Source organism: Azospirillum sp. A29, from assembly GCF_042604625.1.
GTDB lineage: Bacteria > Pseudomonadota > Alphaproteobacteria > Azospirillales > Azospirillaceae > Azospirillum > Azospirillum palustre.
Window position 1 is genome coordinate 632,801 of the sequence record NZ_CP170460.1, and the last position, 17,981, is coordinate 650,781.

Sequence of the window (17,981 nt, forward strand, 5' to 3'; positions counted from 1 at the left end):
ACAAAGGTGTGCGCGTTGGCTGGCCCTCCTCGCCCGGTGCGGGGAGGGATGGGGAACGTGCACCCTGGGAGACCCCAGATGAACATCTCGAAATTCTTCATCGACAGGCCGATCTTTGCCGGCGTGCTGTCGGTGGCGCTGTTCCTGGCGGGGGCCATCGCGGTCTTCCGCCTGCCGATTTCCGAATATCCGGAGGTGGTGCCGCCGTCCGTCGTGGTGCGCGCGCAGTTCCCCGGCGCCAACCCCAAGGTCATCGCCGAAACCGTCGCCTCCCCGCTGGAGGAGCAGATCAACGGCGTCGAAGGCATGCTCTACATGCAGTCGCAGGCCAACAGCGACGGCAATCTGGCGCTGACGGTGACCTTCAAGCTGGGCACCGACCCGGACAAGGCGCAGCAGCTGGTGCAGAACCGCGTGGCCCAGGCGATGCCGCGGCTGCCGTCCGACGTGCAGCGGCTGGGCGTCGCCACGGTGAAAAGCTCGCCGACGCTGACCATGGTCGTGCATCTGCTGTCGCCCAACGACCGCTATGACATGACGTACCTGCGCAACTACGCGGTGCTGAACGTCAAGGACCGGCTGACCCGCATTTCCGGCGTCGGCGAGGTGCAGGTGTGGGGGGCCGGCGACTATGCCATGCGGGTGTGGCTCGACCCCGGCAAGGTGGCGCAGCGCGGGCTGACCGCGACCGACGTGGTCAATTCCATCCGCGAACAGAATGTCCAGGTGGCGGCCGGCGTGATCGGCGCCTCGCCCTCGCTGCCCGACGTGCCGATGCAGCTGTCGATCAACGCGCGCGGCCGGCTGAAGACCGCCGACGAGTTCGGCGACATCGTGCTGAAGACCGGCGAGGAGGGCGGCGTCACCCGGCTGCGCGACGTCGCGCGGGTGGAGCTGGCCGCGGCGCAGTATGGCTTGCGCTCGCTGCTCGACAACAAGCCGGCGGTGGCGCTCGGCATCACCCAGACGCCGGACGCCAACGCGCTCGCCATCTCCGACGAGGTGCGCAAGGTGATGGCGGAGCTGAAGGGCGACATGCCCGACGGCGTCGACTACTCCATCGTCTACGACCCGACGCAGTTCGTCCGCTCCTCCATCGAGGCGGTGGTGCACACGCTGCTGGAGGCGGTGGCGCTCGTCGTGCTGGTGGTGATCGTCTTCCTGCAAACCTGGCGGGCGTCGATCATCCCGCTGCTGGCGGTGCCGATCTCCATCGTCGGCACCTTCTCGCTGCTGCTGGCCTTCGGCTTCTCGATCAACGCGCTGTCGCTGTTCGGCATGGTGCTGGCCATCGGCATTGTCGTCGACGACGCCATCGTCGTGGTCGAGAATGTCGAGCGCAACATCGCGTCCGGCCTGTCGGCCCGCGACGCCACCATCCGCGCCATGCAGGAGGTCAGCGGCCCGATCATCGCGATTGCACTGACGCTGGTCGCCGTCTTCGTGCCGCTGGCCGCCATGACCGGCCTGACCGGCGAGTTCTACAAGCAGTTCGCGATGACCATCGCGATCTCCACCGTGATCTCCGCCTTCAACTCGCTGACCCTGTCGCCGGCCCTGGCGGCGGTGCTGCTGCGCGGCCATGACGAGCCGCAGGACTGGCTGACCCGCGCGATGAACCGGGTGTTCGGCGGCTTCTTCCGGCTGTTCAACCGGGTGTTCCACCGCGCGTCGGAGGGCTACGGCCGCGGCGTCGGCGGGGTGGTGCGGCGCAAGGGCGTCATGCTGGCGGTCTATGCGCTGCTGATCGGCGCCACGGTGCTGCTCGGCCGTTCGGTGCCGTCGGGCTTCGTGCCGATGCAGGACAAGGAGTATCTGATCAGCTTCGCCCAGCTTCCCAACGGCGCCTCGCTCGACCGCACCGAGGCGGTGATCCGCGAGATGACCGACATCGCGCTGAAGCGCCCCGGCGTGCAGAGCGCCGTCGCCTTCCCCGGCCTGTCGGTCAACGGCTTCACCAACTCGTCCAGCGCCGGCATCGTCTTCGTCACGCTGAAGCCGTTTGCCGAGCGCAAGGATCCGTCGCTGTCGGCCGGCGCCATCGCCATGGATCTGCAACAGCGCTATGCCGGGCTGAAGGAGGCCTTCGTCGCCATCTTCCCGCCGCCGCCGGTGATGGGTCTGGGGCAGCTGGGCGGCTTCAAGATGCAGCTGGAGGACCGCGGCAACCTCGGCTACGAGGCGCTGAGCGAGGCGGTGAACGCCTTCGTCAAGCGCGCCGCGCAGACGCCGGAGCTGGGGCCGACCTTCTCCGCCTACCAGATCAACGTGCCGCAGCTGGACGTTGATCTCGACCGGGTGAAGGCCAAGCAGCTGGGCGTCAACGTCGCCGACGTGTTCGACACCATGCAGATCTATCTGGGATCGCTCTACGTCAACGACTTCAACGCCTTCGGCCGCGTCTACCAGGTGCGGGTGCAGGCCGACGCGCCCTTCCGCGACACCGCCGACGACATCGGCGTGCTGAAGACCCGCAACGCCGCGGGGACCATGGTGCCGCTGTCCTCGCTGGTCACGGTGCAGCCGGGCTACGGGCCGGAGATGGTGGTGCGCTACAACGGCTTCACCGCCGCCGACGTCAATGGCGGGCCGGCGCCCGGCTTCTCGTCGGGACAGGCGGAAGCGGCGGCGGAGCGCATCGCGGCGGAAGTGCTGCCGCGCGGCGTGAAGCTGGAATGGACCGACCTGACCTATCAGAAGATCCTGGTCGGCAATGCGGGGCTGTGGGTGTTCCCGATCAGCGTGCTGCTGGTGTTCCTAGTGCTGGCGGCGCAGTACGAGAGCCTGACCCTGCCGCTCGCCATCCTGCTGATCGTGCCGATGAGCGTGCTGTCCGCCCTGTTCGGGGTGTGGCTGACCGGGGGCGACAACAACATCTTCACGCAGATCGGCTTCATGGTCCTGGTCGGCCTGTCGGCGAAGAACGCCATCCTGATCGTCGAGTTCGCCCGCGAGCTGGAGCATGAGGGGCGCGACGTGGTGCAGGCGGCCATCGAGGCGAGCCGGCTGCGGCTGCGGCCGATCCTGATGACCTCCATCGCCTTCATCATGGGCGTGGTGCCGCTGGTCACCTCCAGCGGAGCCGGTGCCGAGATGCGGCACGCCATGGGTGTGGCGGTGTTCGCCGGCATGATCGGCGTGACGCTGTTCGGTCTGGTGCTGACCCCGGTGTTCTACGTGCTGCTGCGCAAGCTGGCCGGAGCGGAGCGTCGGGTGGACGCGCCGGCGGAAGGCGGAGTGCCGCCGGCGGAGTGGAAGATGGGCTGAATGAAGAAGGGTTGAATGAAGAAGGGCGGCGCGGCCTCACAAGGGCCGCGCCGCCCTTTCTCATTCGTCCGGCAGCATGTTCTTCGGCAGGTTTTCGCGGAAGATCACTTCCGCCCTCGGCGTTTCAACGCCCTGCATCGCTGGGCGGCCGGCGCGCAGGTTGGTGAATATGCCGACGCAGGCCGACAGGGTGTTGCGCGGATCCTGGGTGATCACCGCGTCCAGCGCCCCGTCGATCAGCAGGCCGCGCGTTTCGGTGGTCAGGCCGTGGGTAATGAAGACCATCTCGCGCTCGCGCCGCGTCTCCTTCAGCGCGCGGGCCACGCCCTCCGCTCCGCCGCCGATGTTGTAGACCCCGGCAAGGTCGGGATGCAGGCCCAGCAGCATGCGGGTCTGGCGGTAGCTCTTCCCCTCGTCGTCATGGCCTTCGCGCAGGCCCACCACCTCGATGTCGGGGGCGATCTCCTTCAGGACATGGAGGAAGCCCATCTCGCGGTCCTCATGGGCGCGGTAGCTGAGGCTGCCGGCGATCATCGCCACCTTGGCCGGGCGGTGTTTCAAAAAACGCGCGATCAGGTAGCCGGCGGTGCGGCCGGCCGCGCGGTTGTCCAGCCCGACATAGCCGGCACGCCGGCAGTTCAGGATGTCGGAGATCAGCGTCACGCTCGGCACGTTGCGGTCGGCCAGCGCGTCCACCGCCTCGCGCACCGCCGGATGCTCCAGCGCCATGAAGGCGACGCCGTCGGCGCGGCGGCCATGCTGGAACAGGCTGCGCGCCAGCAGCTCCGGATTGAAGCTCTTGATGAACTCCACCTGGGCCTTGACCCCGTGCGGGGCGAGCATGGAGTCGGCACGGCGGATCATCTCGCCCAGCCCGGTCAGGAAGCGGTTGTTGCCGGCGGGCAGCAGGAAGGACAGCCGCATCGGCTTCTGACCCGCCGCGGCATGGAGGTCGCCGTCGGGCAGATAGTCCAGCTCCGCCGCCGCCTTCAGCACCCGCTGCACGGTGGCGGCGCGCACCCCCGGCCGGTTGTTCAGCACGCGGTCCACCGTGGCGGTGGACACGCCCGCCGCCTGGGCGATGTCGACCACCCGCGGCAGGCCGCGGACAGTTGCGCCGGCTTCCGGATCGTCCTTCACAGAGACCATCAAAAACCATCATCTTTGTCGTTTGACACTTATCGGCTCTAGACATACCGTCCATCCAACAATCATCAATTGACATCAGATCACATCAGAAACGCAAGGCCGGAAACAGCAACGTCGGCCGGTAATCCATGGGAGGTTTGAAATGACCAGTCTGAGCCGCCGCACGATGCTGAAGGCCATCGCCGCCACCCCCGCCGCCATTCCGGCGATCGGTGCCGCCGGTGCCGTGATCGGCATGCCGCACATCGCGCGCGCCGCCGAGTTCGAGCTGAAATACGGCAACAACCTGCCGCTGACCCATCCGCTGAACGTCCGCGCCAACGAGGCGGCGGAGCGGATCGCCAAGGAGTCGAACGGCAAGGTCGTGGTCAAGATCTTCCCCAACAACCAGCTCGGCGGCGACACCGACATGCTGTCGCAGGTGCGCAGCGGCGGCCTGACCTTCTTCACGCCGTCGGCGCTGGTGATCGCCACGCTGGTTCCGGTCGCCGCGATCAACGCGGTCGGCTTCGCCTTCTCAGACTACGATCAGGTCTGGAAGGCGATGGACGGCAAGCTGGGCGCCCATGTCCGCGAGGCGATCTCCAAGGTCGGACTCTATGCCTTCGACAAGATGTGGGACAACGGCTTCCGCCAGATGACCAGCGGCGACAAGGCGATCAATTCCGCCGCCGACATGGGCGGCCTGAAGATCCGCGTTCCGGTCAGCCCGCTCAGCATCGCCATGTTCAAAGGGCTGGGCGCCGCCCCGACCAGCCTGCAGTTCAGCGAGGTCTATTCGTCGCTGCAGACCCGGATCGTCGATGCGCAGGAGAACCCGCTGCCGATCATCCAGGTCGCCAAGCTGTACGAGGTGCAGAAATACTGCTCGCTGTCGAACCACATCTGGGACGGCTTCTGGTTCATCGCCAACGGCCGCGCCTGGAAGGGCCTGCCGGCGGACATGCAGACCATCGTCGCCAACGCCATCAACGACGCCGGCGTGGCCCAGCGCGGCGACATCAAGGCGCTGAACCAGTCGGTCAAGGCCGACCTGGAATCGAAGGGGCTGACCTTCAACCAGCCGGCACCCGACAGCTTCCGCGCCAAGCTGCGCGACAGCGGCTTCTATGGCGAATGGAAGGGCCGTTTCGGCGACGAAGCCTGGGGCCTGCTGGAAGAGGCGGTCGGCAAGCTCGCCTGACCGCAGCCGCAGTCCATTCAGGTCTTCCCGCATGAAGGAACATCCCGCCATGTCCCACATGTCCGAGCCGGTCCACGGCTTTGCCGAGGCGCCCGGCACTCTGGGTGCCGGCGGAGGCTCGTTGCTGCGCAGGATCGACCACGGCCTGTCCGTCGGAATCGAGGTCGTGGCGGGCCTTCTGGTGCTGGTCGAAATCATCGTCCTGCTGGCCGGCGTCACCGCCCGCTACCTGTTCCACACCCCGCTGGTGTGGTCGGACGAGCTGGCCTCCATCCTTTTCCTGTGGCTGTCGATGCTGGGTGCGGTGGTGGCGCTGCGCCGGGGCGAGCATATGCGGATGACCGGGCTGGTCAGCCGCGTCGGCCCGCAGGCGCGCAGCCTTTTGGAATGCATCGCCATCACCGCCCCCATCGCCTTCCTGACGCTGGTGCTCTACCACGCCGTCGATTACGCGATGGAAGAGCAGTTCATCACCACCCCTGCGATGGAGATTTCCAACGCGTGGCGGGCGTCGGCCCTGCCGGTCGGGTTGGGGCTGATGCTGGTGGCGGCGCTGTTCCGCCTGTTGCGCGTCGCCAGGCCCTTGACGGTGCTGGCGGCGGCGCTGGTGACCGGCGCCATCGTCGCCGGCTTCTGGGTCGCCGGGCCGATGCTGAAGCCGCTGGGGCAGCTGAACCTCGTCATCTTCTTCGTCGGGCTGGTCGCCGCCAACGTCTTCGCCGGCGTGCCCATCGCCTTCTCCTTCGCGCTCGCCACCTTCTCCTATCTGGCGCTGACCACCTCGACGCCGCTGCTGGTGATGGTCGGCCGGCTGGACGAGGGGATGAGCCACCTGATCCTGCTGGCGGTGCCGCTGTTCGTGTTCCTAGGATTGCTGATCGAGATGACCGGCATGGCCCGCGCCATGATCCAGTTCCTCGCCAGCCTGCTCGGCCATGTGCGCGGCGGCCTGTCCTATGTGCTGATCGGCGCGATGTATCTGGTGTCGGGCATCTCCGGATCGAAGATCGCCGACATGGCGGCCATCGCCCCGGTGCTGTTCCCGGAGATGAAGAAGCGCGGCGCCCCTCCGGGCGATCTGGTGGCGCTCTTGTCGGCGACCGGCGCGCAGACCGAGACCATCCCGCCCAGCATCGTGCTGATCACCATCGGCTCGGTCACCGGCGTGTCCATCGCCGCCCTGTTCACCGGCGGCATGCTGCCGGGCGTGGTCCTGGGCGCCTGCCTGTGCTTCGTCGTCTGGCGGCGCTACCGCAACGAGGATCTGAGCCATGTCGAGCGTACCCCCGGCCGCGAGATCGCCCGCCTCGCCATGGTGGCGCTGCCCGCCATCCTGCTGCCCTTCGTCATCCGCGCCGCGGTGGTCGAGGGCATCGCGACGGCGACCGAGGTGTCGACCATCGGCATCGCCTATTCCACCATCGCCGGGCTGCTGATCTACCGCCAGTTCGACTGGCGCCGGCTGAAGCCGATGCTGATCGAGACGGCGTCGCTGACCGGGGCCATCATCTTCATCGTCGGCTGCGCCACCTCGATGGCCTGGGGCCTGACCCAGTCCGGCTTCTCGTCCGATCTGGCGCGCTTCATGGCCGGCATCCCCGGCGGCGCCTACGGCTTCCTCGCCATCTCCATCGTCGCCTTCATCATCCTGGGCAGCGTGCTGGAGGGCATCCCCGCCATCGTGCTGTTCGGACCGCTGCTGTTCCCCATCGCCCGCGCGGCCGGGGTGCATGAGGTCCACTATGCGATGGTCGTCATCTTCGCCATGGGCATCGGCCTGTTCGCCCCGCCCTTCGGCGTCGGTTACTACGGCGCCTGCGCCATCAGCAAGGTCAATCCCGACGACGGCCTGAAGCACATCTGGGGCTATGTCGGCGCGCTGCTGGTCGGGCTGGTGATCGTCGCCGCCATTCCCTGGATTTCGACCGGGTTCCTGGCTCGTTAAAGCCACCGGCGCCACTCGTTTCCCTCTTATCGGAGTTCCCTCAATGAGCCGATTCTTCGGCCAGATCCGTCAGGCTGGCTACGTCGTGCGCGACATCGAAGCCGCCATGGACTATTGGAGCCGCACGCTCGGCATCGGCCCCTGGTTCTACAACGAGCGGGTTCCGATCCGGAACTACAGCTACCGCGGCGAATCCTACGAGGTTCACAATTCGGTGGCGCTGGCCAACTCCGGCCCGTTGCAGATGGAGCTGATCCAGACCCGCAACGACGCGCCGTCGATGTACCGCGACTTCCTCCAGGCCGGGAACACCGGTTTGCAGCATGTCGCCTACTGGACCGAGGATTACGACGCCGATCTGGAGCGGCTGCTGGCGCAGGGCTTCAAGCCGGTGATGAGCGGCGAGGTCGGCGAGAAGGGCCGCTTCATCTATTTCGACACCGAATACCACCCCGGCACGGTGATCGAGCTGTCGGAGGTCGCCGGGCCGAAGGGCAAGATGTTCGACCTGATCCGCGAGGCGTCGATGGGCTGGGACGGCAGCGACCCGGTGCGGCCGTTCCCGGACCTGAGCAAGCTGTAAGGGGCGGCCACCATGCACGCCGACCGCATCGAAGCGACATACCTGATCGAAACCCCCCTCGCCCCGGGCAAGGTGGCCGAGGTGATGGCGGGGGAGCAGTCCTGCGGCACCTTCACCCGCGTCCATGGCGAGACCGACGATCTGCGGGCCCGTGCCCGCGCCATCGTCGAATCGGTCGAGAAGCTGGACGTCGCCGAGACCCCTGCCCTGCCCAACACCTGGCTGGAGCGGCAGCGCAATCCAGGGCCCTGGCAGCGGGCGCGCGTCACCATCTCCTTCCCCGCCGCCAACATCGGCGCCAATCTGCCGACGCTGGCGGCGACGGTGGCCGGCAACCTCTATGACCTGGGCGAGGTGACGGGGCTGCGGCTGGAGTCCTTGCGCCTCCCGCAGGCCTACCGCTCGCAGTTCGACCTGCCGCGCCACGGCGTCGCCGGCACAAGGCGGCTGACCGGGGTGGCGGACGGGCCGCTGGTCGGCTCGATCATCAAGCCGAATGTCGGGCTGTCGGCCGAAGAGACCGGCGAGCTGGTCGGCACGCTGTGCGCCGCCGGGCTGGACTTCATCAAGGACGACGAGATCTGCGCCGATCCGGCCGATGCGCCGCTGGCCCAGCGCATCCCGGCGGTGATGGACCGGGTGCGCCGCCACCAGGACCGCACCGGCAAGCATGTGATGGTCGCCTTCAACATCACCGACGAGACCGACGCCATGCGCCGCCACGCCGATCTGGTGGAGCGCGAGGGCGGGTCCTGCATCATGGTCAGCCTGAACTGGTGCGGCTATTCGGCGGTGCAGACGCTGCGCCGGCACAGCGGGCTGGTGCTGCACGGCCACCGCAACGGCTTTGGCGCCTTCTCCCGCCATCCGCTGCTGGGCATCGGTTTCGACGCCTATCAGGCGCTGTGGCGGCTGGCGGGGGTGGACCACATGCATGTCCACGGGCTGAACGGCAAGTTCGCCCAGCCCGACGCGGAGGTCATCGAGGGCGCGCGGGCCTGTCTGGCGCCGCTGGCGGCGGATGCGCCCGATGCGTCCGACGCCGTGATGCCGGCCTTCTCCTCCGGGCAATGGGCCGGCACGGTGCCGGTCACCTGGAAGGCGGTGGGGACCGCCGATCTGCTGTTCATGTCCGGCGGCGGCATCATGGCCCATCCCGACGGGCCGGCGGCCGGCGTGCGGAGCATCCGGCAGGCCTGGGACGCCGTGCGGGCCGGGCGCAGCCTGGACGAAGCGGCGGCAGGGCAGCCGGAGCTGCGGCGGTCGCTCGACTTTTTCGGAAAGAAGGGCTGAGGGGGATGGCTGCGATCCCGAAGCTCGGCTGGTACGGCGACGACTTCACCGGGGCGACCGACACGCTGGCAGCATTGGCGAAGGCCGGGCAGCGGGCGCTGCTGTTCCTCGACGTGCCGGACGTCGCCCGGTTGGGGGAAGCGGGGCCGCTCGATGCGGTGGGCATCGCCGGGGCAGCGCGCAGCATGGCGCCGGACGCCATGCGGGCGGAGCTGGAGCCGGTCGGCCGCTTCTTCGCCGCACTCGGCGTGGCGGTGATGCATTACAAATGCTGCTCCACCTTCGACAGCGCAGCCCATGTCGGCAGCATCGGCGAGGCGGTGCGGACGCTGGCACCGCATTTCCCCAACCGCTTCCGCCCGGTGGTGGGCGGACAGCCGAACATCGGGCGCTATTGCCTGTTCAGCACCTTGTTCGCCGCGGCGGGCACCGGCGGGGTGGTCCACCGCATCGACCGCCACCCGACGATGAGCGTCCACCCCGTCACCCCGATGGCGGAGGCCGACCTGCGCCGGCATCTCGCGGCGCAGGGGCTGGAGGGGATGGCGGCGCTGCATTTCCCGGATTACGGGCTGGACAGCGATGCGCTGGACGGGCGGCTGGAGCGGCTTTTGGCGGACGGGCCGTCGGCGCTGCTGCTGGACGTGGCGCGGGCCGAGGATCTGGCGGTTGTCGGACGGCTGATCTGGGAGCGGGCCGGGCGCGAGCCGTTATTTGCGGTCGGGCCGAGCAGCGTGGCCCAGGCGCTGGTGGCGCATTGGAATGGCGGTTCCACCGAACGGATGGCGGAGGACGTGCCGCTGGCTGCGGCGGACTCGCCGGTGTTCCTGATGGCGGGCAGCCTGTCGCCGGTGACGCGGCGGCAGATCGAGGCGGCGGCGTCCTACACGCGAATCCAGGCCGATGCGGCGGCGCTGTGCGGCGACCCCGGCTATGCGGAAACTTTGTTGGGCGAGGTGGCGGCGTCGCTGGCGGCCGGGCGCCACACGCTGGTGTGGACGGCACCGGCGGAATCCGGGACGGCGGACACCGCCCAGGCCGGGCGGGTCGCGGCGGCGACGGCAGATTTCGTTGCGGCGGTGCTGCGGCGGGTGGCTCTGCGCCGGGTCGGCATTGCCGGCGGCGACACCTCCAGCCTCGCGGTGCGGGCGCTGGGGTGCTGGGGCTTGTCCTACCGCTGCACGCTGGCGCCGGGCGTCACCGTCAGCCGCACCCATGCCGACGACCCTTCGATCGATGGGCTGGAGCTGATGCTGAAAGGCGGGCAGATGGGCGGCGAGGATCTGTTCGAGCGGCTGCTGGGGTAGCCCTCTCCTCTTGAGGAGAGGGCCCCTTCTGCCGTCGCCGATCAGACCGCGGCGGTGACGACCACTTCGATCAGGATTTCCGGAGCGCCGAGGTCGGCGACGCCGATGGTGGCGCGGGCCGGCAGGTCGTTGCCGTCCAGCCAGGACAGCCACGCGTCGTTCATCTCGTTCTTCAGGCCCATGTTCGTGATGAACAGCTGGGCGGACAGCAGCTTGGTCTTGTCGCTGCCGGCCAGCGCCAGCACCTGGTCGAGCTTGCCGCAGATCTGCGTGACCTGGCCGCCCATGCCGACGCTGACGTCGTCGGCGATGATGCCGCCGAGATAGGCCGTGCCGTTGTTGACGACGACGCGGTGCATGATCTTGGTCTTCTCGATGCGCTTGATCACGGGGAACTGCTCCTTGGCTTTGAAAAGAACTCAGGGGGTGATGGAGAAATCGACGTAGCGGGTGGCGATGCGCGCCAGCGTGCCGTCCTGAACGACCGCGCGGATCGCCTCGTCGAAGGACTGCTTCAGGCTCGTGTCCTCCTTGCGCAGCCCGACGCCGATGCCGGGGCCGAACACCTCGGCGTCGATCACCGGCTGGCCGACCAGCTTGACCGACTTGCCGCCGTCGCCCTTCACCCAGTCCGACGCGGTGGCGCCGGTGGTGATGGCGGCGTCGAGCCGCCCGGCCTTCAGGTCGGCCAGCAGGTTGGAGGCGGTGTCGTAGGTCTTCAGCGTCGCGTCGCTGCCGAGATGCTTCTCGACATAGCGGGAATGGGTGGTGGAGACCTGGGCGCCGATGGTCTTGCCGCGCAGGCTGGCCGGCGAGCCGTCGATGGTCGAGTTGGCCGGCGCCACGAAATAGGCCGGCACCACCATGTAGGGGGTGGAGAAGCCGATGGCCTTCGCCCGTTCCGGCGTGATGTTCATCGTCGCCATGATGGCGTCGTACTTCTTCGCCAGCAGGCCCGGAATGATGCCGTCCCATTCCTGCGCCACGACGGTGCAGGGACGCTTCATCCGTTCGCACAGGGCGTTGGCGAGATCGACTTCCAGCCCGGCGACCTTGCCGTCGGGCTGGGTGAAGTTGAAGGGCGGATAGGCGCCTTCGGTGGCGATGCGGATCTCCTGCGCAGCGGCGACGCCGCCGGACGCAAGCAAGACGAGGGCGGCAACGCCCGTGACGAGGCGCTTCATGGCAGGCTCCGGAAGTGGCAGGGGTGGAAGGGGTCAGAGTCCCGCGACGACGACGATCTCGACCAGGATCGACGGGTCGGCCAAGCGGGCCTCGACCGTCGCGCGCGCGGGCGGGTTGGCCTTGTCGACCCAGGCGTCCCAGGCGGCGTTCATCTCGGGGAAGGTGGCGATGTCGGCGAGATAGACCGTGGCGGTCAGGAGGTTGCTCTTCGACGTGCCGGCCTCGGCCAGCAGGGCGTCGATCTGGCGCAGCACGTCGCGGGTCTGCGCCTCGACCGTGGTGGAACCGTCATCGACGATCTGGCCGGCGAGATAGACGGTGTCCTTGTGGATGACCATGTCGCAGAGCCGCGGGGTCAGGTGGAAGCGCTGGATCGTCACGGGATGATGCTCCAAAGGTCAGGCGGCGAAGCGGCCGATGCTGAAAGGGGCGATGGGAAGGTCGGTGGACCCGCCGGTGATCAGGTCGGCGGTGATGCGCCCGACAATAGGGCCAAGCTGGAAGCCGTGCGCGGAGAAACCGAAGGAATGGTAGAGATCCGGCTCGGTGCCGCTGGGGCCGATCACCGGGATCTGGTCCGGCATCCGCGCCTCGATCCCCGCCCAGGAGCGGACGATGGTGGCGCCGCGCATGCACGGGAACAGGTCCCACACCGTGCGGGCATTGACCGACACCTGCGAGAAGTCCAGCTCCGTCCGGTTCTCGTCGCGCACCGCCCGGCCGAGCAGACCGCCGCCGATCAGCACGGTGCCGTTGGGGAACTGCTTGAAGGACAGGGTGCGGCCGGTGGCGCCGACCACCGGCTTGATGAAGGGGGCGACGCGGGCGGTGATCATCAGCATCGGCGCGATGACCTCCAGCGGCACCGGCTCCCCCACCTGGGCGGCGATGCGGTCGGCCCAGGCGCCGGCGGCGTTCACCACCACCGGTGCCTCGAACGTCTCGCCGTCGGCGGTCTCGACGGTCCACAGGCCGTTCTTGCGGGCCAGCCGGGTGACCGTTCCGCCTTCCTGGAAGCGGGCGCCGAGCGCGATGGCCTTGCGGCGGAAGGCGAAGGTGGTGCGGAAGGGGATCGCCGCGCCGTCGCCGCGCGACACCAGCGCGCCGACGCAATGATCGGCGATGGCCGGCACCAGCGAGCGCAGTTCGTCCCGGCCGATCACCTCCTCGTGGGTGAAGCCCAGCGCGGTCAGCTCGGCGACGCGGGCGTGCGAGGTCGCCAACTCCGCCTCGCTCTCCGCCACCTTGATCTGGCCGTGGCTTTCGAAGCCGCAATCGTCGTCCACCAGATCCTGGATGCGATGCCACAGCGCCATCGAGGCGACGGACAGCGGCACCTCCGCGACATGGCGGCCGAGCTGGCGCACGCCGCCCGCATTGACGCCGGAGGCGTGGCGGGCGACATGGTCCTTCTCCAGAACCAGGACGCGGACGCCGCGCATCGACAGGTGCAGCGCCGCGGAGCAGCCGTGCAGGCCGCCGCCGATGACGATGACGTCAGGTCGGGTGGAGACGGTCGCGGTCATCGGGCGCCTCCGGTCAGTGCTTGAACACGGCGTCGATGTCGGCGTCGGTCTTCGGCAGGGCGGCCAGCTCGGCCAGCGTGATCGGCTTCACCGGCGGGCGCAGCCGGTAATAGCCGACCTCCGCCGGGGAGACGCCGCGCTCCGCCGCGATGACCTCGGTCACCGTCGGGCCGCAGAGCCGGCCCTGGCACGGACCCATGCCGCAGCGCAGGAAGCTCTTGGCCTGATTGGGACCGGAACAGCCGAGCCGCACCGCCTCGCGCACCGCACCGGCGGTGATCTCCTCGCAGCGGCAGACGATGGTGTCGTCGGCCGGCACGCGGAAAGCTTCCGCCGGGGTGTAGAGCGTGTCGAGGAAGGCGCGGCCGGTCAGCGCGCGGTCGAGCGCGGCGCGGAACGGAGCGGCAGCCCGGTCGCGCTGCTCGCGCCCGATGCGGCCCAGCCGGTGCAGGGCGTCGAGCGCCGTCAGCCGTCCCGCCTCCTCCGCCGCGCGGGCGCCGCCGATGCCGGCGCCGTCGCCGGCCAGCGACACGCCCTCGACCGAGGTGGCGCCCCACTCGTCGGTGGTCGGACGCCAGCAGCGCTGCTGCTCGTCCCAGCGCTGGGCGCAGCCGGTGGCGTTGGCGAGGTTGAGGTTGGGGATCACGCCGTGATGCAGCAGGAGCGTGTCGGCGGGCAGCCGGTGCTCGGTGCCGTTGCGGGTGTAGACGACGCTCTTGAGAGCGCTGTCATCCCCGATGCCGCCCTCGGCGCGGAGGGCCGTGACGTTGCCGATGACGGTCAGCTTGCGCCGCACCTCCAGCATCAGCTTCATGCCTTTGCCGAGATAGGGCGAGCGCAGGAAGCCGGGCAGCAGCGGCAGGGCGGCGCGCCAGTTCTCCTTCGGCGTGGTGTCGAGGATGGCGTCGATCCGCGCGCCGGCCTGGAGATACTGCCAGGCGAGCAGCCACAGCAGCGGACCGCTGCCCGCCATCACCGTGGCGCCCGACGGCACGAGGCCGGAGGTCTTCAGCAGCACCTGCGCCGCACCGGCGCCCAGCACGCCCGGCAGGGTCCAGCCGGGGATCGGGAAGGGCCGCTCCAGCGCGCCGGTCGCCAGGATGACGTGGCGCACGGTCAGCATCGCCGCCGAACCGTTGCGCGACAGGCCGATCTGGATCGGGCGGTGTCCGTCGGCAGCGTCTTCGCGCGGGCGGGCGACGCTCCACACAATGGTGCCCGGCCAGTGGACGGCACCGCTGTCGCGCAGCGGACCCAGCAGCTCGGCGCCATGCCAGTAGTCGGGGCCGAGCACCTTGCGGTCGCGCACCGGCGTTTCGGTGACGGCGCGGTAGATCTGGCCGCCCGGTTCCGTCTGCTCGTCGAGCAGGACGACCGATGCGCCCTTGGAGGCGGCCAGCGCTGCGGCGGCTAGGCCGGCGGGGCCGGAGCCGACGACGGCGATGTCGAAATCGAACTTGGAGTTGGGGGCACTCATCGCTCGACCTCGCGCTTGCCGTTCTGGGTTTCCACCGCCATGCCGGGGGCCACGCGCACCTGACAGCCCTGGCGGTTGCCGGTGCCGTCGATGGTGACGAGGCAGTCGTAGCAGACGCCCATCATGCAGTAGGGACCGCGCGCCGCGCCGCTCACGGCTGTGGTGCGGCAGGCGGTGACGCCGTTCGCCAGCAGGGCGGCGGTGACGCTGTCGCCGGCCCGCGCGCTGGCCGGACGGCCATCGATGGTGAAGGAGACCGCCTGGGCAGCGGTTTCGATCTCAGGCAGCCTGCGGAACATGGAACCTCCGGGCGCTGAAGGGCGTGAAGCTGTCGCCGAGGCCGCCGGCCGCGATCAGCGGCGCCAGCGTCAGCGCATGGTTGGCGGCAAGGGTGACGCCGCTGTGGCAGGTGGCGACGAAGGCGCCGGGCGCCGTCTTCGATTCCTCATAGATCGGGAAGCCGTCCGGCGTCAGCACGCGCAAGGCCGCCCAACTGCGTACCACGTTCAGCTTGCCCAGCAACGGGAAGAAGCGGATGGCGCGCTGGGCGATGGCCGACGACACGCCGGGCTGGAGCGTGGTGTCGAAACCGGCCTCCTCGAAGCTGTCGCCGATCATCACCCCGCCCTCGTCGGTCTGGCGGACATAGACGGTGGGGTGGTGCAGGAAGGGCGCGGTCTTCTCGGTGACGATGACATGGCCGCGCTGCGGGCGGACGGGGGCCGACAGCCCGACCATCGGCGCCAGCCGCGCGCTGTCATGGCCGGCGGCCAGCACGATCTTGCCGGCGCGGACTTCGCCGCCGGCAGTCACCATGCGGAAGCCGCCGTCGCGATGCTCGATGCGCTCGACCCGGTGGTTGGGCCGGTAATCGACGCCCAGCATGCCGATGCCCTTGTGCAGGGTGCGCAGCAGCCGCAGCGAGTTGCAATGGCCGTCCAGCGGGCAATAGGTGCCGCCGACCACGTCCGGCCCGATGAAGGGCAGTTCCTTGCGCAGCGTCTCGCGGTCCATCACCTCGTAGGGGTAACGGATCATGTCCGGCTGGTTGTGCAGCCGCATCATGGTGTTGGCGCGGGCCTGCAAATCCTCTTCCGACAGCATCGGCATGAAGCCGCCAGGGCGGCGGTAGGCGACGTCCAGCCCGGTCTGCTCGCGCAGCAGGTCGGCGAAGCCGCTCCAGTCGTCGGAGGACTTCTTGGTCCAGCCGGCATATTCCGGCATGCCAAGGCCCTTGCCCTGCACCCAGACCAGGGCGAAGTTGCCGCGCGACGGGCGCACGGCGATGTCGCCCTCGTCCAGCATGGCGACCGTCTGGCCGGCACGGGCGAGGCCCCAGGCCAGCGCCGATCCGACCAGCCCGCCGCCGATGACGGCGACGTCGTATTCTCCGCCCCGACTGGGCTGCGTCATCGTCTCCACTCCCGCCTTTTCAGTCCCGCTGACGGAATCGCACGCTCCGTGCGCACCGGCCGCAGCATTTATCGTATGGCGCGCATCGCCGAATTCGACACCCGTATACAGTGTCGAATATTTATCGATGCACCGTATATCTTTGAGATCGCGCCGGATCTGCCGGCGTTACACATGGATGTATTGCAAACTGCAGGGTTTTCTTTGGTGGAGCGCCGCGGGATTTTGCCCGGCGACACCCGACCGCTCCCGTGATCCTTGCGACAGCATCGGCAGCCAACCTATAACTGTCAAATCAGATCGAAGGGGTGTTTCATGACTGAATGTTATGATTCGGTGAGGAGGGCGCGCAGCGAGGATTCTTGGAATAGCCACCCTGTGCGTCCCCCTCACCCTAACCCTCTCCCCGGGGGGGAGAGGGGATTGTGCCTGCTTTGGGCAAAGGGGCGGGTCCCATGATCAATCCGCGCCAGATCGAAGCCTTTCGCGCGGTGATGCTGACCGGCGGCATTACCGCGGCGGCGGAGTTGCTGAACATCTCGCAGCCGGCGGTCAGCCGCCTGATCGGCGATCTGCAATATGCGCTGAAGCTGACCCTGTTCGAGCGGCGCGGCCCCCGCATCGCGCCGACCAGCGAAGCGATCTCGCTCTATCAGGTGGTCGACCGCGCCTTCGTCGGACTGGAACTGATCGAGCAGACGGCACGCGACCTGACCGCGCGGCGCAGCGGCACCCTGCGGGTGGCGGCGATGCCGGCGCTGGGGGTGGGATTCCTGCCGCGCTACGTCGCGCGCTTCCTCGCCGAACGGCCGCGGGTGGACATCGCGTTGCGCGGCAGCACGTCGCCGATCATCCTGGACTGGGTGGCGACCGGCCAGTGCGAGCTGGGATTCGCCCACACACCCATCGAGCATGCGGCGGTGCTGACCGAGAAGATCCATGGGCTTCCCGCTGTCGCCATCCTGCCGCCCGGCCATCCGCTGGCGGCCAAGGACGTGCTGGTGCCGAAGGATTTCGAGGGGGAAAGCTTCATCTCCACCACACCGCCGACGCTGCTGCGCTATCGCATCGACACCATCTTCGCCGATCATGACGTGTCGCGGGTGATGCGGGTGGAAACCCAGCTGACGATGAACGCCTGCGCCATGGTGGCGGCCGGGCACGGCATGTCGATCGTCGATCCCTTCACCGCCCAGGACTATGTCCCGCATGGGCTGGTCGTCCGCCCGTTCGAACCGCGCATCGGCTTCGACATCGCCATCCTGCGCTCCGCCCAGGTGCCGCTGTCGATGATCGCCGAGGACTTCCTGGCCGGCTTCCTGGAGGAGGCGACCCGCTTCCGCGACAATTTTTTCGGGATTGGCGGCGCTGGAATCGCCGGTCAACTCGTTCGCGGCACGGAATTATAACATTACCGGATGATTGATGGCGGGAATTCGATTTGACGGTTATGTGACTGCACCATCACCCTTGATCCATGTCCTGGCTGCGACCCTGCACGAAAAACAGCCCGCAAGAGGGCGGCCGGCAAGGTTACGGACGGTAAAAGCGGCGATCCGGACCTTCAGCAGACGATGCAGTCCGAAGATCAGCCCCAGATGAACCCCCAGGCCAGGAACAGGCTTCCGTGGAACTGGGAACCCGATGAACAGG

16 protein-coding genes are annotated in these 17,981 nt (G+C 68.5%); 8 read left to right on the top strand and 8 right to left on the bottom strand.

The features are described 5' to 3' along the window. The first annotated feature begins 78 nt into the window (after positions 1-78). Positions 79-3,267 carry an efflux RND transporter permease subunit gene (locus ABNQ38_RS02790; RefSeq protein ID WP_377805582.1) on the top strand — a complete coding sequence of 1,063 codons (3,189 nt, stop codon included), beginning with the start codon at positions 79-81 and terminating at the stop codon, positions 3,265-3,267. A gap of 60 nt (positions 3,268-3,327) precedes the next feature. Here the strand turns inward: ABNQ38_RS02790 and ABNQ38_RS02795 are convergent, their stop codons facing one another. Beyond that, positions 3,328-4,416 carry a LacI family DNA-binding transcriptional regulator gene (locus tag ABNQ38_RS02795; protein ID WP_377805583.1) on the bottom strand — a complete coding sequence of 363 codons (1,089 nt, stop codon included), beginning with the start codon at positions 4,414-4,416 and terminating at the stop codon, positions 3,328-3,330. Between the two features lie 142 nt (positions 4,417-4,558). Between ABNQ38_RS02795 and ABNQ38_RS02800 the strand changes: the two genes are divergently transcribed. From ABNQ38_RS02800 to ABNQ38_RS02820, 5 genes are read left to right on the top strand one after another with little or no spacing between them, the layout of a single operon-like run. Then, positions 4,559-5,599, top strand: a complete 1,041-nt coding sequence (locus ABNQ38_RS02800; protein WP_376963694.1) for a TRAP transporter substrate-binding protein — start codon at positions 4,559-4,561, stop codon at positions 5,597-5,599. Positions 5,600-5,648: 49 nt separating this feature from the next. Continuing rightward, complete coding sequence (locus tag ABNQ38_RS02805) at positions 5,649-7,544, top strand: TRAP transporter large permease subunit (protein WP_377805584.1); 1,896 nt, start codon at positions 5,649-5,651, stop codon at positions 7,542-7,544. 43 nt (positions 7,545-7,587) lie between these two features. Next, positions 7,588-8,127: a VOC family protein gene (locus ABNQ38_RS02810; protein WP_174469651.1), complete on the top strand. Its 540-nt coding sequence runs from the start codon at positions 7,588-7,590 to the stop codon at positions 8,125-8,127. Between the two features lie 12 nt (positions 8,128-8,139). Continuing rightward, entirely contained in the window at positions 8,140-9,420 is a 1,281-nt protein-coding gene (locus tag ABNQ38_RS02815) for a ribulose-bisphosphate carboxylase large subunit family protein (protein ID WP_377805585.1), read from the top strand. 5 nt (positions 9,421-9,425) lie between these two features. After that, on the top strand, positions 9,426-10,727 hold the full coding sequence (locus ABNQ38_RS02820) for a four-carbon acid sugar kinase family protein (protein ID WP_377805586.1): 1,302 nt from the start codon (positions 9,426-9,428) through the stop codon (positions 10,725-10,727). A 41-nt stretch (positions 10,728-10,768) separates the two neighbouring features. Here ABNQ38_RS02820 and ABNQ38_RS02825 read toward each other — a convergent pair whose 3' ends face one another. From ABNQ38_RS02825 to ABNQ38_RS02855, 7 genes are read right to left on the bottom strand one after another with little or no spacing between them, the layout of a single operon-like run. Continuing rightward, positions 10,769-11,116 carry a RidA family protein gene (locus ABNQ38_RS02825; protein WP_377805588.1) on the bottom strand — a complete coding sequence of 116 codons (348 nt, stop codon included), beginning with the start codon at positions 11,114-11,116 and terminating at the stop codon, positions 10,769-10,771. Positions 11,117-11,146: 30 nt separating this feature from the next. Then, positions 11,147-11,911, bottom strand: a complete 765-nt coding sequence (locus ABNQ38_RS02830) for a transporter substrate-binding domain-containing protein (RefSeq protein WP_377805589.1) — start codon at positions 11,909-11,911, stop codon at positions 11,147-11,149. A gap of 33 nt (positions 11,912-11,944) precedes the next feature. After that, a complete protein-coding gene (locus tag ABNQ38_RS02835; RefSeq protein ID WP_108547164.1) occupies positions 11,945-12,292 on the bottom strand; it encodes a RidA family protein in 348 nt (115 codons plus the stop codon). Positions 12,293-12,310: 18 nt separating this feature from the next. Further along, positions 12,311-13,438, bottom strand: a complete 1,128-nt coding sequence (locus ABNQ38_RS02840; protein ID WP_377805591.1) for an NAD(P)/FAD-dependent oxidoreductase — start codon at positions 13,436-13,438, stop codon at positions 12,311-12,313. 13 nt (positions 13,439-13,451) lie between these two features. After that, positions 13,452-14,915 carry an FAD-dependent oxidoreductase gene (locus ABNQ38_RS02845; protein ID WP_377805592.1) on the bottom strand — a complete coding sequence of 488 codons (1,464 nt, stop codon included), beginning with the start codon at positions 14,913-14,915 and terminating at the stop codon, positions 13,452-13,454. Beyond that, positions 14,912-15,214 carry a (2Fe-2S)-binding protein gene (locus ABNQ38_RS02850; RefSeq protein WP_377805593.1) on the bottom strand — a complete coding sequence of 101 codons (303 nt, stop codon included), beginning with the start codon at positions 15,212-15,214 and terminating at the stop codon, positions 14,912-14,914. The genes ABNQ38_RS02845 and ABNQ38_RS02850 overlap by 4 nt, the downstream gene beginning before the upstream one ends. After that, positions 15,195-16,328 (bottom strand): NAD(P)/FAD-dependent oxidoreductase, encoded by a 1,134-nt coding sequence (locus tag ABNQ38_RS02855; protein ID WP_377805594.1) that lies wholly within the window; start codon positions 16,326-16,328, stop codon positions 15,195-15,197. The genes ABNQ38_RS02850 and ABNQ38_RS02855 overlap by 20 nt, the downstream gene beginning before the upstream one ends. Before the next feature lie 48 nt (positions 16,329-16,376). Here ABNQ38_RS02855 and ABNQ38_RS02860 point away from each other — a divergent pair, with 48 nt between their 5' ends. Both ABNQ38_RS02860 and ABNQ38_RS02865 read left to right on the top strand, forming a co-directional pair. Then, positions 16,377-16,583, top strand: coding sequence for a hypothetical protein (locus ABNQ38_RS02860; RefSeq protein ID WP_377805595.1), 207 nt, complete (start codon positions 16,377-16,379; stop codon positions 16,581-16,583). A gap of 200 nt (positions 16,584-16,783) precedes the next feature. Continuing rightward, entirely contained in the window at positions 16,784-17,737 is a 954-nt protein-coding gene (locus ABNQ38_RS02865; RefSeq protein ID WP_377805596.1) for a LysR substrate-binding domain-containing protein, read from the top strand. Positions 17,738-17,981 lie beyond the last annotated feature (244 nt).

Bases quoted from the DNA above. Each gene is read 5' to 3' on its own strand.
- ABNQ38_RS02790 (WP_377805582.1), top strand. From the start codon at position 79: ATGAACATCTCGAAATTCTTCATCGACAGGCCGATCTTTGCCGGCGTG.
- ABNQ38_RS02795 (WP_377805583.1), bottom strand. From the start codon at position 4,416: ATGGTCTCTGTGAAGGACGATCCGGAAGCCGGCGCAACTGTCCGCGGC.
- ABNQ38_RS02800 (WP_376963694.1), top strand. From the start codon at position 4,559: ATGACCAGTCTGAGCCGCCGCACGATGCTGAAGGCCATCGCCGCCACC.
- ABNQ38_RS02805 (WP_377805584.1), top strand. From the start codon at position 5,649: ATGTCCCACATGTCCGAGCCGGTCCACGGCTTTGCCGAGGCGCCCGGC.
- ABNQ38_RS02810 (WP_174469651.1), top strand. From the start codon at position 7,588: ATGAGCCGATTCTTCGGCCAGATCCGTCAGGCTGGCTACGTCGTGCGC.
- ABNQ38_RS02815 (WP_377805585.1), top strand. From the start codon at position 8,140: ATGCACGCCGACCGCATCGAAGCGACATACCTGATCGAAACCCCCCTC.
- ABNQ38_RS02820 (WP_377805586.1), top strand. From the start codon at position 9,426: ATGGCTGCGATCCCGAAGCTCGGCTGGTACGGCGACGACTTCACCGGG.
- ABNQ38_RS02830 (WP_377805589.1), bottom strand. From the start codon at position 11,911: ATGAAGCGCCTCGTCACGGGCGTTGCCGCCCTCGTCTTGCTTGCGTCC.
- ABNQ38_RS02840 (WP_377805591.1), bottom strand. From the start codon at position 13,438: ATGACCGCGACCGTCTCCACCCGACCTGACGTCATCGTCATCGGCGGC.
- ABNQ38_RS02845 (WP_377805592.1), bottom strand. From the start codon at position 14,915: ATGAGTGCCCCCAACTCCAAGTTCGATTTCGACATCGCCGTCGTCGGC.
- ABNQ38_RS02850 (WP_377805593.1), bottom strand. From the start codon at position 15,214: ATGTTCCGCAGGCTGCCTGAGATCGAAACCGCTGCCCAGGCGGTCTCC.
- ABNQ38_RS02855 (WP_377805594.1), bottom strand. From the start codon at position 16,328: ATGACGCAGCCCAGTCGGGGCGGAGAATACGACGTCGCCGTCATCGGC.
- ABNQ38_RS02865 (WP_377805596.1), top strand. From the start codon at position 16,784: ATGATCAATCCGCGCCAGATCGAAGCCTTTCGCGCGGTGATGCTGACC.